The organism is Nonomuraea sp. WAC 01424 (genome assembly GCF_003947315.1).
Classification (GTDB): Bacteria; Actinomycetota; Actinomycetes; order Streptosporangiales; family Streptosporangiaceae; genus Nonomuraea; species Nonomuraea spiralis.
In genome coordinates this window covers 271,368-286,738 of sequence record NZ_QHHZ01000010.1, presented here as the reverse complement: position 1 = coordinate 286,738, position 15,371 = coordinate 271,368, and the positions used below count along the sequence as shown (strand labels likewise).

General features: G+C 74.7%; 11 protein-coding genes. 7 read left to right on the top strand and 4 right to left on the bottom strand.

Annotation, left to right across the window (positions count from 1 at the left end; translation table 11 throughout):
* Positions 1-149: 149 nt before the first annotated feature.
* Complete coding sequence (locus DMB42_RS27790) at positions 150-2,039, bottom strand: hypothetical protein (protein WP_125637973.1); 1,890 nt, start codon at positions 2,037-2,039, stop codon at positions 150-152.
* Between the two features lie 173 nt (positions 2,040-2,212).
* Between DMB42_RS27790 and DMB42_RS27785 the strand changes: the two genes are divergently transcribed.
* The 6 genes from DMB42_RS27785 to DMB42_RS27760 are packed head-to-tail and all read left to right on the top strand — an operon-like array spanning position 2,213 to position 11,263.
* Positions 2,213-4,306 carry a hypothetical protein gene (locus DMB42_RS27785; protein WP_125637972.1) on the top strand — a complete coding sequence of 698 codons (2,094 nt, stop codon included), beginning with the start codon at positions 2,213-2,215 and terminating at the stop codon, positions 4,304-4,306.
* On the top strand, positions 4,299-5,582 hold the full coding sequence (locus DMB42_RS27780) for a CHAT domain-containing protein (protein WP_125637971.1): 1,284 nt from the start codon (positions 4,299-4,301) through the stop codon (positions 5,580-5,582). The genes DMB42_RS27785 and DMB42_RS27780 overlap by 8 nt, the downstream gene beginning before the upstream one ends.
* A complete protein-coding gene (locus DMB42_RS27775; RefSeq protein WP_125637970.1) occupies positions 5,579-6,181 on the top strand; it encodes a hypothetical protein in 603 nt (200 codons plus the stop codon). The genes DMB42_RS27780 and DMB42_RS27775 overlap by 4 nt, the downstream gene beginning before the upstream one ends.
* A gap of 3 nt (positions 6,182-6,184) precedes the next feature.
* Complete coding sequence (locus DMB42_RS27770; RefSeq protein WP_125637969.1) at positions 6,185-7,249, top strand: hypothetical protein; 1,065 nt, start codon at positions 6,185-6,187, stop codon at positions 7,247-7,249.
* Between the two features lie 34 nt (positions 7,250-7,283).
* The gene (locus DMB42_RS27765; RefSeq protein ID WP_125637968.1) at positions 7,284-10,277 is read left to right on the top strand and encodes a WD40 repeat domain-containing protein; all 2,994 of its coding nucleotides are present in this window, start codon (positions 7,284-7,286) and stop codon (positions 10,275-10,277) included.
* Complete coding sequence (locus DMB42_RS27760; RefSeq protein ID WP_125637967.1) at positions 10,274-11,263, top strand: WD40 repeat domain-containing protein; 990 nt, start codon at positions 10,274-10,276, stop codon at positions 11,261-11,263. The genes DMB42_RS27765 and DMB42_RS27760 overlap by 4 nt, the downstream gene beginning before the upstream one ends.
* Positions 11,264-11,275: 12 nt before the next feature.
* On the opposite strand, the gene DMB42_RS27755 is transcribed toward DMB42_RS27760, so the two are convergent.
* A complete protein-coding gene (locus tag DMB42_RS27755) occupies positions 11,276-12,061 on the bottom strand; it encodes an SAM-dependent methyltransferase (RefSeq protein ID WP_125637966.1) in 786 nt (261 codons plus the stop codon).
* A 47-nt stretch (positions 12,062-12,108) separates the two neighbouring features.
* Between DMB42_RS27755 and DMB42_RS27750 the strand changes: the two genes are divergently transcribed.
* The gene (locus tag DMB42_RS27750) at positions 12,109-13,416 is read left to right on the top strand and encodes an MFS transporter (protein WP_185844891.1); all 1,308 of its coding nucleotides are present in this window, start codon (positions 12,109-12,111) and stop codon (positions 13,414-13,416) included.
* Between the two features lie 52 nt (positions 13,417-13,468).
* Here the strand turns inward: DMB42_RS27750 and DMB42_RS27745 are convergent, their stop codons facing one another.
* Positions 13,469-14,623: an aminotransferase class I/II-fold pyridoxal phosphate-dependent enzyme gene (locus DMB42_RS27745; RefSeq protein ID WP_125637964.1), complete on the bottom strand. Its 1,155-nt coding sequence runs from the start codon at positions 14,621-14,623 to the stop codon at positions 13,469-13,471.
* Entirely contained in the window at positions 14,610-15,365 is a 756-nt protein-coding gene (locus DMB42_RS27740) for a bifunctional 2-polyprenyl-6-hydroxyphenol methylase/3-demethylubiquinol 3-O-methyltransferase UbiG (RefSeq protein WP_125637963.1), read from the bottom strand. Before DMB42_RS27740 ends, DMB42_RS27745 begins: the two co-directional genes overlap by 14 nt.
* Positions 15,366-15,371 lie beyond the last annotated feature (6 nt).

Below are 15,371 nucleotides of genomic sequence, written 5' to 3'. Positions count from 1 at the left end.
CGAAACGAGACGACCGACGCCGGCTCCCCCGGGACGCGCCCACCACCCGAATAACCCGAAGGAGTTTCGAAATATTGGCCCAATTCAGGAAATCTCCGGGGCGCCGGAAACCCATTATCCGCATTTGCGTAGATTGGCGTTCTTATTCGTCACACCACGCGGATGAGAGTTTCGTCATGAATTGCTCCCCCGCCCTCCACCATCGTGAAACGCGGCGCGACGGTCAGGGCCCCGCGCAACCGGCGGCACAGGCCCAGCACGCCCTCCGTGAGGTCGTCGTCCCACGCGGCCAGGCCCGCGTCCCGCGCCGCCCCGCCGGTCAGGCTCGCCCACTCGAACGGGACGGCGTCGGCCTGGGCGAGCAGGGCCGCCCGTTCCTCGCTGTCGGCGGGGGCGAGCTGCGCCCGCAGGATCAGTCCGAGCCCCCGGATCGGGGGGATGTCGGCGACGGGACCGGGCACGGCGTCCAGGCTCCGCTCCGCCGCCTGCGGCTGGGCCAGGTGCACGGCGGACACCACCGCGGCCAGGGCCACCGCCAGGGCGGCCCGGTGAGGCGCCCCCACGCGCTGGTAGCGCTCGGCCGCGCCGCGCAGCGCGGCCGGCACCTGGGGCCACTGGTCCTCCGTAGAGTGCACGACCGCGCGGGCGAGGTCGACGTCGGCCCGCGCGGCTTCCAGCGCGGCGCGCAACCCGGGCACGGCGTCCGCCGGGACACGCGGCGCGACCTCCCGGTCCACCTGGTCCAGCGCCTCGGTGGCCAGCGTCGTCCAGAGCAGCGCCTTGACCCCGGCGAGCGGCCGGCGCAGGTCGGTGTTCGTGGCCAGGACGGCCTGCCCCGGGATCATCTCGCCCCCGGCCGCGCGGGCCGCCATGCCGGTGTAGGCGCGGACGAGCGTCAGGTCGGGACGGGCCGGCCGGATCCAGATCGAGTCGTGCAGCCAGGGGCCCAGGAAGTAGACCCGGTTGCCGGGGGCGAAGCGCGCGACGTGCGCGAGCGTGCGCCGGGACATCGCCCGGACGAGCAGCCGCCGCCGGCCGGCGACCAGGGTGACCGTCTCCGCAGCGGCCAGGATCGTGGTCGCCACGACGGTGCCGGTGGAGGGGAAGAGGCACACCCCGGCGAAGCACGGGAAGACGGCGGAGGTGAGCGCCGCCCGTACCACCCGGAGCGGGGCCTCGACCAGGAAGGTGGCCGGCTCCCCCTTGGTGAGGACCCAGGTGAGCAGGGCCGCGACGGTGAGGACGAGCCCCCCGATCCAGCCGGTCAGCCAGTCGTGCCGGACCCAGGCGCGGACGACCTCCGCGCCGAGGACGGTGGCCGCCGCGAACCCGGCGGCCACGCTCACGGCCAGGTAGAGGTTGGCGTACGAGCGCGACCACCGGTGCTCGCGGCGCAGGCTCCGCTGCCAGCTCAGCAGTTGGACCGCGACCAGCGCCGAGCAGAGCCAGCGCAGCGCCGTACCGGTCGGGCCGAGGTCGGCCGGGACGAGGGCGGTGGCGACGAGCGGCACGGCGGCGGCGGCCACGCCGAGCCCGGCCAGCACGTACTGGGAGGGGCCGCGCGGGTGGATGCTCCCGTAGGTGGCCAGCACCCTCAGCTGGGCGACGTCGCCGCGCCAGCGCTCCGGCCGTACCAGGGCGAAGAGGAGGAGACTGCCGGCGATCATCGGTACGACCAGGGCCAGCGTGTATCCGGTGTCGGCCAGGATCGGGCCGAACAGCAGCGAGCTCGCGGCGATCAGCGGCGCCACGCCGGCCACCCCGACCACCAGGCCGACGGTGAGGAGGACGGCGGTCACCGGCGGCTCGCCGGCCGCCGGGAACGGCAGCAGGGCGTGGGCCGCCCACAGCGCGGCCAGCCAGAACACGGCCGGCTTCGCCAGCGCGAGCAGGTCGCCGAGCAGCGGACGGGGCGCGTTCATGGCCACCACGATCTTGGCGCGCGGCCCGTTGCGCGCCGCCACGCGACGGTGGACGAGAGCGCAGAACACGGCGGCGACGACGACGAGCAGGTACGGAGCGTGCGAGATGGTGGACACGGCCCCTCCACACCACGCGGGTTTCGTTCCACGGTATAGAGCGGGCCGCGCGGGCCGCCACGGGTCCCGGCGAAAAGCTGGCGCCTCTTCGTGGATTTCGGGATTATGCAGGAGTGCGCCATCCTTTTGAGCGGCTGCCTGGATTACGTACGACACAAGTGATTCTCGCCCTGATGGCCCTGACTCCGACGGCCGTGGCGATATCGCGCGGCACCGTGTTCCCGGCGCCCGCCATTCCGGCCCCCGTGGTCTTCGGCTCGGCGGCGGGGATGGCGATTCTCTGGTGGCGGGCGTACGCGACGGCGAAGGTGCTCTCGCCGTTGCAGCGGCGGCGCACGCTGCTGCTCGAATGGCGGGGCGGCCTGTGGGGGATCGTCCTGGCCGTCCTGACCGCCCGGCTGCTGCCCGGCCTGGACCCGCTCGCCGGTTGGGCGGCGGCCAACGCCTGGTGGGTGGCGGGGTTGTGCGTCGCGGCGCCGCTGGTCATCACCGCGGTCTCCGTCGACGTCGTGCCGCTCCGCCTGGTCCCCACGGGTTTCCTGCGCTACCTGGTCGACCGCGGCACCTTCGCCTTCTACCTGGCGATGCTGACCGGAAGCGGGGACCTGGCCGGGTTCGCCGCCTGGATCGTCGGCTACAACCTACTGCACGAGCTGCTCCTGCTCCGCCCCGACAACGACTGGACGCCGCGCGGGCTCGACGCGCACCGCTTCTTCGACGCCCCGCCCGTGATGCGGCAGCGCATCGTCGACCAGTGGCTGGACGACGCGGTGCGCCGCCCCGCCCGCCGGGGGAAGGCCCCGGACCTGGCGTTCGTCTACAGCCTGTGCTCCGAGGTGGCCCCGGCGACCGCGGCACGCCAGGACGCCGCCGTCGCCGCCGTCCACCTGACGCCGCCGCGGCTCGGCAACGATCCGATGGCCTGGCACGACCGGGCGCTGCGCCTGGTGGAGCTGGCCGAGGCCGAGATCCCCTCGCCCGGCGAACGGCAGCGGCGGAGCCTGAACCTGGCCCGCGCCCGCTGCGCGAGCGCGCGCGGCGACATCGGCATGACCCGCGGGTTCGTCGACGAGGCTCTGGAAGGCTATGAGGAGGCCACGACCCGGTGGCGGGCGAGCGGGCTGCACAACGTGCGCGCCGAGTTCCTCGCCGCCCTCGCGCTGGGCGCCGTGCCGTCGCCACTGGCCACGACGCCGATGCCGCCGGAGAAGATCCTGCCGCGGCTGCTGCCGCTGATCGAGGAGCCGGCGCTGGTCCCGCTGACCAGGCGCTGGGTGCTGCTGGGCGCCGCGGTCTGCCACCTGATGCTGCGGCAGCACGACGAGGCCGTCGTCCTGCACGAGAAGGCCCGCGCGCTCGGCTCCGCGCGGCGCGGCCGGCGCCGGCTGACCGCCGAACGACGGGCGGCCGGGGTGATCGTCTCCTCCCGCTCGGCCGACCGGCGCTGGGACGCCGTGATGGCCGCCTCCTGGCACTCGGCGAGCGGCCTGCTGCGCTTCGCGCAGACCATCGCCGCCGCCGACGAGCCCCTGCCCGTCACCAACCTGTCCTCCTGGAGCCACGACGGCTCGCGCGGCCTGATCCGCGCCGCCGCCGAGCTGTGGGTACGCGGCGACCACGACACGGCGGGCACCAGGCTGGAGCAGGCGGCCGACGCCCTGGAGGCGGACCGGCTGCCCGCGATGGCCGCCCAGGTGCTGCTCCAGCTCGGCATCGCGCAGCGGGCCGTCGATCCGTCCCGGGCGTACCGGAACCTGCGGCGGGCGATGGAGATCAGGGAGGCGCTGCGCGGCGGCATGCTCGGCGCCGACCTGCGGATGTTGTTCGGGGGCGGGTCGGAGGACCTCTACGTCGAGCTGGTACGCCTGCTCAACGAGGCGGAGTTCTTCCCCGGCGGGTCATGGCCCCCGCATCCCGCCCGGACCGCGTTCGAGCTCGTCGAGCAGGCCCGCGCCCGTTCGATGCTGGAGTTGCTGGGCACGGCGCTCGACCCGCCTGCCGGGCCCTCCTACGCCCGGCTCACGGCGGCCGAGGGGGAGCTGCTGGCCGAGTGGTCGCGGGTCGAGGAGTCCGGCGACACGGCGCGGATGCGGTCCGTACGCGACCGGCTGGGCGACGTCTGGCGGCGGCTGGCCGAGGCCGGCCCCGAGGGGGCCGAGTACGCGCAGCTTCGCCGCGGCGAGCCCGCCGGCTACGACGACATCCGCCGCCTGCTGGCCGCCCCGGGCGGCGAGGCAGCGACCCCGCCGGGACCCGCCCATGCCTGAGCCTCCCGTGCCTGAGCCGCCGACCGTCCTCGCCGAGTTCCTGGTCACCGAGCGGGCCACCATCCTGCAGATCGTCCGGGCCGACCTCGACCAGCCGGCCGTCGAGACGATCCCCCTGGGCCGGGAGGAACTGCGGCGGCTGGTCCGCGACACCCTGGCCGTGGCCGGGCCCACCTCCCGGTTCCGTTCCCGCGACCCGAGCACGTGGACCGAGCCGCTGAGCATGCTGATCGAGCCGGTGACCCGGCATTGCGCGCCCGGCGACGTGGTCTGGCTGGTGCCGCACGACGTGCTGCACCACGTACCCATGCACGCGCTCGACACCGGCGCGGGCCCGCTGATCGACCGCAACCCGGTGTGCTACTCGCCCAGCGCGTCGGTGATGCGCTACTGCCGTGCCAAGTCCCGTCCCGGCCGGCGGCAGGTCCTCGTCTACGCCGACTCCCGGCCTGAGGCGCCGCTGGTCCACGCGTACGGGCAGGTCGGCGTACTGACCCGGCTGTACGCCGAGCACGCGACCGCCCGCGTGCAGGCCGCCGCGACCATCGGCACACTCGCCGGCGACCTGGACGCGCACGCCGGCGGCGTCGGCGTGCTCCACCTGGCCTGCCACGGCTACTTCACCGGCGACGACCCGCTGCGCTCCGGCCTGCTCCTGGCCCCCGGCCCGGAGGACGACGGCCTGCTGACCGTCGAACGCATCATGGGCATGCGGATGCCCGCCGAGCTGATCACGCTGAGCGCCTGCGAGAGCGGGATCAGCGAGCGGCACGCGGGCGACGAGCTGATCGGGCTGACCCGCGCGCTGATCTACGCGGGCGCGGCCAGCGTCGTGGTCAGCCTTTGGGCCGTCGACGACCTGTCCACGAGCATGTTCATGAACTACTTCTACGGCGCGCTGGCGGCCGGCACGCCGCGGGCGCAGGCGCTGCGGACCGCCCAGATCCTGCTGCGCGGCACCACCCGCGGGGACGTCGTGGACCACTGCCGCCAGTCCCTGGCCACGACCGGCGAGGACCGGGCCGTCCAGCGGCGGGTGCTGCTGCGCAGCCTGGCCGACGCCCACTACGCGGCCGGCGACTTCGCCGCCGCCCTCGACGGCTACGAGGAGCTCGCCGGCGGCGGCGCCGCGCCGGACCCCCGGCTGCTGACCGCGCTGGCCCGCGCCCGCGCGGCCCTGCGCCATCCCGGCCGCGCCCCGGCCGACTACGACGTTCTCGCCTTCGCCCACCCGTACTACTGGGCGCCCTTCGTCCTCGTCGGAGACTGGAGATGACGATCCAGCCGGACAGCACCCTGCTGTCGCACGCCACCGGCTCCTTCCTCACCGCGCCCGGCGACGCCCCGCCCGGCCGCGTCGCCGCCGCTCTCGACCGGCATCGGTATGTCGTCGTCCTGAAGGGTGACGGCGCAGGTGACGACGTGGTGTCGTGTCTTACGGCCGGGGCCGTGGTCGCCGCCGCCGAGGGCGGGCCGGACGCCGTCGTCCGGGTGCACGCGCCGCCGTGCGTCGTGGCCGCGGAGCGGACGACCTTCGCCGAGTTCTGCGACGGGTTGTCGGTCACGCTGCTCGACCTGGGCGCCGAGGCCGTCGTCCTCCTCGACGACGGGCGGCGGATCAGCGGCGTGCTGCCGGTGGAGGCGGTCCAGCGGTATCTGGGGTCGGGCGCGCACGTGCCGGAGCCCAGCGAGATGGGGCCCCACGGGTCGTCCGACGATCATCTCGTCCACGGTCTTCCCGGGCTGCCCCTGGCCCGGGTGCTGTGCCGGGAGGCCGGTTGCGGGCTGGTCAACTCCCTGGCGTACTTCGATCCCGCCCGGCCGCCGTACTGCCGCAACCCCGATGACCGCCACCGGCTCCGGACGGAGGCGTGAGGCGTGTTCGACGAGGTCATGAAGCTGGCCGACCGGCGGTTCCTGGTCAACGCGTTCCTGCCGTGCGCGGCGTTCATCCTGGCGCTGGCCGGGCTCGTGGTGCTGCGCACGCTGCCGTACTCCGCGGTCGTGTGGCAGCGGGTCGTCGCCGCCGGGCTCACCGCGGCCGTACTGGTCGCGGCGCTCGTCGCCGCCTTCTTCGCCGCCGCGTTCGTCAGCGCGCAGACCGGCGCGATCATCCGCTGGTACGAGGGCGGCTGGAGCGGCCCGGCCGGCCGCCTCGCCACGGCACTGGGCCGGCGCTGTCACCTGCGGCGGCTGGCCCGGCTGCGCCCCGGCGACCCGGCCGACTACGACCGGATCTACCACGACTACCCGCTGCCCAGCCGTCCCGAGGAGGTGCAGGCGACCCGCCTCGGCAACATCCTGCGCAACGCCGAGAGCTACCCGGCCGACCGGTACGGGATCGAGACCGCCGTCATCTGGCCGCGGCTGCATCCCCTGCTGCCGGAGTCCGTGTCGGCCGCGAGCGCCGCCGCCAAGGCCGATCTGGAGTTCCTGCTGGTGGTCTCGGCGCTGGCGGCGGCGTACTCCTGCGCGGGCACCGGCGTACTGGCCGCGACCGGGGCGCCCGCGGCGGCGACGCTGTCCTGCCTGTGGGTCTCCGGCGGGCTCGCCTACGCCGCCTACCGGGGAGCGCTCAGTGCGGCCCGGCGGTACGGCGGGCACGTGAAGGTGGCCGTCGACCTCCACCGCCTGGCGCTGCTGCGCCATCTGGACACGCCCGACGACGACCTGCGGGACGCCCGCCGCCAGCGGGACGCCTACACGTCGCTGGCGTTGTGGTGGTACCGCAACGTCCCACCCGCCGTACAGGCGAGCCCCGCCACCGACGCGCCCGACGGGGCCGACGGGGCCGATGGGAAGGCGGGCGCGGGCGGCGGGGAGGCGGGGGCGGGTGACGAGCTGGGGCGGGGGCGGCGGTGGCCGCCTGCGCCGTCGTTGCACGGGCTCGCCGCCCTGGGCGCGCTCGTGGTCTCCGTGGTGATCGTCCTGTTCAGCCCCTGACGTCCCGCCGGACCCGAGGACGAGAGGATCCCCGATGACGTCCACCTCCCGATGGCTCCCACCGGTCGCCGCCGGAGCGCTGTCCGTCGCCGCCGCCGCGGGCGGCCTCGCACTGGCGCTGCGGGGCGCCGTACCGCTGGCCCTGATCACCGCGCTGTCCGCCCTTCTCACCGGCGTGACGGCCGGGGCGCTGATCCTGGCGCGGCGGCGTGGCGGCCCGCACGTCCCCCTGGCCGCGGTCGCCGACCGGCTGGCCCTCCTGACCGCCGCCGAACCCGATACCTCCCGCCCGTCCCCGGCACGACCGGGCGCCCCGCCGCTGCCAAGCACTGCGCCGTTGCCGGGGGTCCCGTCGTTGCCGGTACGGCTCGGCGTGCGGCCCCTGGACAGCGCGGCGGGGCGTACCGTCGCCGACCTTGGCGTGATCTTCGCGGAGTCGGCGCCCGGCCCCCTGGTCCTCCTCGGCCCGCCGGGGTCGGGCAAGACGTTCGCGGCGGCCCGGCTGTGCCGTCACCTCGCGGCGGCCGTCGCGCCGGGCGGCCCGGTGCCCGTCCTGATCGAGGCGGGCTCCTGGGACCCGGCGGCCCAGCCCCTGCCGGACTGGATCGCCCTCCAGCTCGCCACCCGGTTCGCGGGGTTCGCCGACGGAGCCGCCGACGGCCTGCTCGGGACCGCCCGGTCCCTGGTCGGCGAGGGGTTCGTACTGCCGATCCTGGACGGGTTCGCGTCCGGCACGCCCGACCTCGCCGCACTCACCGCCGCCCTGCCGGAACGGACCCGCCTGGTGCTCACCTGCCGCACCGGCGACCACCCGCCCCCATGGGACCCGCCGGACGACGCGACCGTCCTCCACCTCCAGCCCCTCGGCCTCGGCGAGGTCACCGAGCACCTGAGATCGTCCGCGGGCAACGCCAACTCCCAGCGCCGCTGGCGTCCCGTGTTCGAACGGCTGGCCGCCGCCCCGGACGGCCCGGCGGCCACCGCGTTGACGAGCCCCTTCACGCTGTCCCTCGCGCGCACCCGCTACAACCCTCCCCCCGGCACCCCGTACGACGCCGCGCTCCCCCACCCGGAGGAACTGCTCGACGCCGGGCGGTTCCCCGACCGTGCCGCCGTCGAGAGCCATCTGCTGGAGGCGTACGTACCGGCGGCCTACCGGTCGGCGGGAGAGACGGACAAGGAGCGGATCGCGCGGGACAACCGGGCGCTCGTCGCCCTGGCCCGCGAGCTGGACCGGCGCGGCAGCCTCGACCTGGCCTGGTGGGAGCTGCGGCTGGCGGTCGGCAACCCGCGCAAGTACGACCGGTGGATCGTCGGCGTGCTCACCACGCTGGCCGTCCTGCCGTTCGAGCCGCCGGGGACGGCGTTGCTCGTGGGCGTCATCGGGTTCGTCAGCTTCGCGCTGTCCTCCCGCGCCCTGCCGGACACGCTGCTCGACGGACGGCCCAGGAGGCTCGCGCTGCGCCCGCCCGACCGGGCCTCCTTCCTCCGCAACGTGTGGCTGGCCATCTCCAGCGGCGTGCTGGTCGGCGTGGGAGTGGCCCTCTTCAGGGGATGGGAGACGGGGCTGGTCGCCGGCGCGGCGATGGGGTTCGCCAACTGGTGGGTCGGGCCGTTGCGGGCCGTCCTCGGCTTCGACGACGCCGCCGACGTCCGCGCGGTCACGCCGCGCCGGGCCGTGGCCCAGGACCGGTGGCTCACGCTGGCGCAGACGTCCGAGGCCACGGTCACCGGGGCGCTGGTCGGCTACGCCATGCAGGTCGTGCCGGGCCACGGGATCCCGCTCGGCGTCTGCATCGGGGCCGTCGCGCTGTTGCGGGGGGCGTGGGGCCGGTTCGTGATGGCCCGGTTGTGGTGGCGGTTCCGTCAGGCGACCCCGCTGCGGATGCTGGCCTTCCTGGAACGTGCCGAGCGCAACCAGGTGCTGGTCCGCTCGGGCGCGGTCTACCGGTTCCGGCACGCGGCCATCCAGCACCACCTGGCCGGCGCCCGTACCCCCGCACCCGCACCGCCCGCGCCCGCGCCCGCGCCCGCGCCCACCGTGGCAACCGAACCGCCGGCGGGACGACCCGCACACCGGCCGCTGGCGCAGTTGCGGGGCGGCATCACCAAGCTGGCGACCACGCCGGACCGGCGTTTCCTGGTCACCGGCGGGACCGGCGTCGCCGTCCTGGTCTGGGACCTCGACGACCTGAACGGCCCCGCCGTCGTCGCGGTCACCCACTCCCGCTGGAACACCTCGCCCCCGCCCCTGCGCTCCTTCGCGATCCAGGCGGGCGGCGACCTGCTGGCCACCGGCGGCATCGACGGCACGATCGGGCTGCACGCCTTCGGCACGCCCGCCGACCCCCGTCCGATCGCCGCGTTGCGCGCCCACCGCGAGGACGTCGCGGGACTCGACTTCCATCCCAGCGAGCCCCTGCTGGCCGCGGCCGGCGGCGACCACGCCGTCACACTGTGGGACGTCACCGACCCCGCCGCCGCCCGCCTGGTCACCACGCTGCGCTCGCACGGCCGCCCGGTGCGCAGCGTACGTTTCAGCCCGGACGGCTCGTGGTTGCTGACAGGCGGCCGCGACGGCGTCGCGCACCTCTGGGACCTGCGCGAACCGGGCGAACCACGGCTCCGCCACCGCCTCCCCGGCGACGTGGGCTGGATCTTCGTGACCGCGCTCGACCCCGGCGGCGGCCGTCTGGCGATCGCCGGCCGGTGGGCCCGCCTCACCCTCTGGGACCTGCCGGACGCCGGGCCCCCCGTACGGCGGGCCCGCGTCCCGCTCTACGGCTACACGGCGGCCTTCGACGCCGACGGCTCACTGCTGGCCGCCGGTCACCGCCGGGGTGTCGGCCTGTGGCGTCCGGCCGGCGTTCCGGAGCTGGTCACCCACCTGCCCGGCGCCTTCCCGGTCACCGCCGTCGCCTTCCACCCGGCGCGGCGGGCCGTCATCGGCGGCGGGCTCGACGGCTCGCTCGCCCTCTGGACCCTGGACCACGTCGCACCCGGCATTCCCACAGGGAGCACGACATGATCATCGACCTGCTGCACGACCTGCGGACGCGCAACGGCCGGACCAGCATCGTCCTGTTCGACCCGGCGGGAGGGCTCCTGGTCGCCGGCGCGTCCAAGGCGATGACCATGTGGACCGTCACCGGCGAGGGGCCGCCCGCGCCGCGCGGCTCCGCCCGGCCCGGCCGCGGGCCGCGTTCGGTCACGACGGCCGGGTTCCACCCGCTGTCCCCGGTGCTGGCCACGAACGGCGGGCGGGACAGCGTCGCCTCGTTCTGGTCGTGGGAGGACGGCCCGGGGCTCACGCCCGTCTTCGTGCACCCGTGGAGCGACAAGCGGGCGGCGATGGCCGCCGGGCAGGTGGGCGCCGCGTTCGGCCTCGCGTTCCGGCCGGGCACGGCGACCCTGGCGACCGGTCACATCCAGGGCGCCGTACGGCTGTGGGACGTGCGCGAGCCGGGGCGGCCGTACCGGCTGGGGAGCCTGAAGGTCAGGGCCGCGTACGTCGACGCGCTCACGTTCTCACCCGGCGGGTCCACGCTCGCCGTCGCCGACCACGCCGGGAACGTGGACCTGTGGGACGTCTCCGCCAGGTCAGCGTCCGCGCCCGTGCCCGTCATGACCCTGACCGGGGGACGGGCCTCGTACCTGAGCTTCAGTCCCGACGGAGGGATGCTGGCCGCCAACACCCCCTTCTCCGTCGCCCTGTGGGACACCGGCGAGCTGTCGGCCCGGCCCGCCGCGAACCTGGCCCGCGGGCCCGGCGTGCCCACCGGCCTGGCCCGCGCGGTCGCCTTCCATCCCCGGCTGCCGGTCCTCGCCTGCGGGGACGCGCAGGGGGCGGTCTCGTTGTGGGAGGTGTCCGAGGTCCGCCGCCCGCGCCTGGTCTCGGTGACGCCCGTCCACCACCGGCCGATCACCACCCTGAGCTTCCACCCCTCCGGAACCCTGCTGGCCGTCGGGGCCCGGGACGGCCTGACCGCCCTGTGGACGTTCGCCGAGTCCTAGGCGGGCGCCCGGTCAGGCCGGCTTGCGGCCCACCGCGCACAGGTGGTAGTCGCCCTGGATCGGGGAGGGGTCGGTGTCCCGGTCGGGACGCCACTCGCGGGTGTTGACGATGCCCGGCTCCAGCAGGTCGAACCCCTCCATGAGGGCCTCGAACACCGACCGCCTGCGGGCCGTGAACGGCGAGGTCGCGTTGCGGTAGACGGCGCTGACGTCGTCGGCCTTGCTCGGCATGGTGTCGGGGGCCACGTGCGTCAGCACGAGGTGGCTGCCCGCCGGGAGCAGGTCGCGGTAGCGGTGGACGATGCCGACCGGGTCCTCCTCGTCGGTGACGAAGTGCAGCAGCGACACCACGAGCAGCGCGACCGGCCGGGAGAAGTCGAGCACCTGCGCCGCGCGTTCCACGACGGCCTCCGGCCGGCGCAGGTCGCCCTCCTGGACGGTGACGTCGGGCGAGTGGCCGAGCAGGGCGCGGGAGTGGGTCAGGACGACGGAGTCGTTGTCCACGTAGACCACCTTCGCGCCCTCGATCACCTCGTGGACGTGCCCGGCGGTCGGCAGGCCCGACCCGATGTCGAGGTACTGGTCGACGCCCTCCTGCCGGAGGTGGCGCACCGCTCGCTGGAGGAAGGCCCGGCTGTTGCGCGCGTCGCCCCTGATCTCCGGGATGATCGACAACACCTTCTCGGCGGCTTCCCGGTCGGACGCGAAGTTGTCCTTCCCGCCGAGGTAATAGTCGTACATCCGCGCCACGTTGGGCACCGCTGCGCTGACGCCCGGTGGGACTCGGTCACTCATCATGCCCCAAACCTAGACGATCTAGGGCGAACGTTGGGATGATCTCTGCCATGTTAGGTCTCGACGCCTCGACGGGCATCAGCCGGACCAACCTGTGGGCGTGCATGGGTCTGGGGCTCCTGGGCACGGCGGCCATCACCTTCCTGCCGGCCGCCCAGCCGTACCTGCTCACCGACGCGCTGGGGCTGTCCGGCGACGAGCTGGGCCGTACGACGGGATACCTCCAGGTCGCGGCGGAGGTCGCGCTCATCCTGAGCCTGGTCTGGTACGGCGCGCTGGCCGACCGCGTCGGGCGGCGGCCCGTCGCCGTCGCGGGCCTGCTGCTGTGCGCGGTCGGCGCCGCGCTCTACCCGTTCGCGGGGAACGTCGCCGTCCTGGTCGTGTTGCGGGTCGTGTTCGCCCTCGGCATCGCCGCCCTGAACGTCACCATGTCCGCGATCACCGCCGACTACGTGCGCGACCACGCGCGCGGCAAGGCGTACGGCTGGCTCGGGCTGTTCAGCGGCATCGGCGCGGTGATCGCCGTCCTGGTGCTGGTACGCCTGCCGAACATGCTGGAGAACGGCGGCATGGCCCCGGCCACGGCCGCCAAGGTGGGTTTCCTGGTGGTCGCCGGGCTCGTGCTGCTGGGCGCGCTGGCCCTGCGTGGCACGCTCGCGCCCGGCCTCGCGGCGCCCGTCGAGCAGCGGGTCGGGCTGACCCGGCTGGTCGGCGAGGGCGTGCGGCTGGCCCGGGACCCGGGCGTGGCGCTGTCGTACGCGGCGTCCTTCGTGGCCAGGGCCGACCTGGCGCTCGTGGCGAGCTTCCTGTCGTTGTGGATCGTCGACTACGCCAAGGCCGTGCGCGGCATGTCCGCCACGGAGGCGCTGGCCAAGAGCGGCGCCATCGTGGGCATCGCGTACATGGTGATCGTGGTGGGCGCGCCGCTGTTCGGCTGGCTCGGCGACCGCATGCGGCGGCAGGACGTGGTGATCCTGGCCCAGGCGCTGGCCGCCGCCGCGTACCTGTCGACGCTGCTGGTCAGCGATCCGCTCGGGCCGGGCATGATGCTGGTGGCGGCGGCCGTCGGGCTGGGCGAGGTCGGCGTCATCACCACGGCGGGCCCGCTGCTGGCCCAGCAGGTGCCGGCCCGCTTCCGGGGGGCCAGTTTCGGCGTCCAGACGCTCTGCGGCGCGATCGGCATCTTCGTCGTCTCCGGGGTCGGCGGCTGGCTCTACGACCTGTGGCGCCCGGCGGCGCCGTTCGCGCTGGCGGGGGCGTGCGGCCTGCTGGTCGCCCTCTTCGGCCTGGTCGTACGCAACCGCGTCACCCCCTCCCCGGACGCCGCCTCCACCACGGACCAGCCGGCCGGGCGCTGAGCGTACGGCGGGGCGCCTCCGGGGTCGGAGGCGCCCCTTGTTCTGTCGGGTGTCAGGCGACGAGCCTGCGGTCGGCCGGCCGTACGGTCGCGCGGACGGTGCGGCAGATGCCGGCGATCTGGGCCGCGTCCACCGTGGGCCCGGTCGGCAGGGACAGGACGCGGGCGGCCAGCCCCTCCGCCCGTGGCAGGGGCAGCGGGAAGTGCCGGGCCGGGTCGGACCGGTACGGCTCCACCTGGTGGCAGATGGGCGAGAAGTACCGGCGCGCGTGCACGTTCTCGGCCAGCAGCGCCTCCAGCACGTCGTCCCGGGACGCCCCGGCCACGTCCGCGTCCACCTCGATGACGAGGTACTGGAAGTTGGCCTGCTCGCCGGGCGCCTGGCCGCGTACGACGACGCCCGGCAGCCCGTCGAGCAGTTCCTCGTAGACCCGCTGGTTGCGCCGGTTGGCCTCGACGATCGTGTCGATGGCCTCCAGCGAGGTCAGCCCCATAGCCGCGTGGAACTCGCTCATCCGGGCCACCGTCCCGGCCCCGGAGATCTGCCCGGCCGCGTCGATGCCCTGGTTGCGCAGCTCCCTGACCCGCGCGGCCAGGGCGTCGTCGTCGGTGACGATCGCGCCGCCCTCGACGCTGTTGACGAACTTGGTGGCGTGGAAGCTGAAGATCTCGGCGTCGCCGAACGCGCCGATCGGCCTGCCCCGGTAGGTGCAGCCGAGCGCGTGCGCGGCGTCGAACATCAGGACGAGCCCGTGCTCGCGGGCCAGGCCGGTCAGCGCGTCGATGTCGCACGGGTAGCCGAAGACGTGCACGCCGAGTATGCCCCGGGTCCTGGGGCCGATCAGTCGTTCGACGTGCTCGGGGTCGGCGTTGCCGGTGATCTCGTCGGAGTCGCAGAAGACCGGGACGATGCCGATCCACTCCAGCGCGTGGGCGGTCGCCACCCACGTGAAGGAGGGGACGATCACCTCGTCGCCGTCCGGCAGCCCGGCGGCCCTGGCCGCGATCTGGATGCCGGTGGTGGCGTTGCAGGTGGCCACGGCGTGCCGGGCGCCGGTCAGGTCGGCCAGGCGCGCCTCGAACTCGCGCACCAGCGGGCCGTTGTTGGTCAGCCAGAGCCGGTCGAGCACCCCGCCCAGCCGGTCCAGCAGGCGGGCCCGTTCCCCGGCGTTCGGCCGCCCGACGACGAGCGGCTCAGCGAAGGCCATCGCCGGGTCCCTCCTCACGTACGCCGACGAACAGCCCGGGGCTGTTGGGCCGGCCGTCGGCCAGCTTGAACGCGGGCCTGAACTCGGCCCGGCAGCCGGCCTTCGCGAACGCCTCCAGGTACTGGTCACAGGTGAACAGGCTGGAGTAGAGCACCTCGGAGAACTCCTTGAACCCGGCGGAGTCGGCGACCCTGAACCGCACCTCCAGCCGGCTCTTGTCGCCCTCCCTGCGCGAGTGCGTCATGCGGGAGATGACGAGCCCGTCCTCGGCCAGCGTGTGGCCGCCGACGTGCCCGTCGAGGAAGTTCTCGGGGAAGTACCAGGGCTCGACGACGAGGACGCCGTCGGGCGCCAGGTGGGCCGCCATGCTGCCGACGGCCTCGACCAGCTCGTCGTAGGAGCCCAGCTCGCCGACGGCGTTGCCCATGCAGGTCACGGCGTCGAAGGTGCGTCCGAGGTCGAAGTCGCGCATGTCACCGGGGTGCAGCGGCACGCCCGGCAGCCGCCGGGCGGCCACCTCACGCATGTCCGGCGACAGCTCGACCCCTTCGACGTGCTCGAAGATCTGGGCGAACGTCTCCAGGTGGGCGCCGGTGCCGCAGGCCACGTCCAGGAGCGAGGCCGCCTCGGGCGCCCGGTCCTTGACGATGTTCGCCAGCTCCCGGGCCTCGCCCTCGAAGCTCTTGCCGCGGCTGCGGAAGACGCGGTCGTAGTACTCGGCGTGGTCGGATCCGTATTCCATGCAGAT